Source organism: Oleiphilus sp. HI0079 (assembly GCF_001635105.1).
On the sequence record NZ_LWFT01000832.1, the window covers coordinates 1 to 714 of the forward strand.

Below are 714 nucleotides of genomic sequence, written 5' to 3' on the forward strand. Positions count from 1 at the left end.
TTGGCTAGCTTAAACTGTATGGATGAGACGCATCCAACCTGAAAAACGCTGCTTTTAATTCCAGAAAGCCGGCCATTATAGGCTAATAGAAGATGTGGTCAAAGCCCTGCCGAAAAGAGCAGAAAAGAATGGAAGCCATTCACTATGAAAATGGCTCGGAAATAGACTTATGCTACGAGGTCACTCACCATACCATCAAGCTCTTGACCCTGATCAACGGTCACTTCAGCCAAACGGTATGCACTATCTGGGTCTATACCAAGAAGTTCAAACAAGGGCTCGGGATCAATGCTGGCAGGCTCATCACCAACGCCATGCATAGCAAGTAGATGGTTTGCGAGACACACAACAGCGACTTGCTCTGCATGCTCGCCGTCATAATATTCGTTTTGATGCATTGCGGCCGATTTAACACAGGACTCAGGTAGACCCCAAAGCTTTAACAGAATCGCACCTAATGAGCCATGACCAAGCGCGATAAATTCTTGAGCCGACCCCATACCAAAAACCTGTTTTTCGATCTCTGCCATACTTCGCTCGGGGTCTGACTCCCGAAGCTTATTCATCATTCGAAATTCGGGTGGAAATAATTGCCCAATGAGCAGCAAGCCGAAGTTATGCAATAGTCCCGACAGATATGATTCGCGCGCATCCAGATTTAGATCTGGTTTGGCCATGGTCGCCAAAGCCTCGCACAACACAGCACAATGCAAT

The 714-nt window shown here is 47.2% G+C and carries 1 protein-coding gene; it reads right to left on the bottom strand.

Features of this window, described 5'->3' with window-relative positions; genetic code table 11:
• Positions 1-167: 167 nt before the first annotated feature.
• Positions 168-714 (bottom strand): HDOD domain-containing protein (locus tag A3750_RS15585; protein WP_156498629.1); only part of this gene is annotated, 547 nt, incomplete at its 5' end.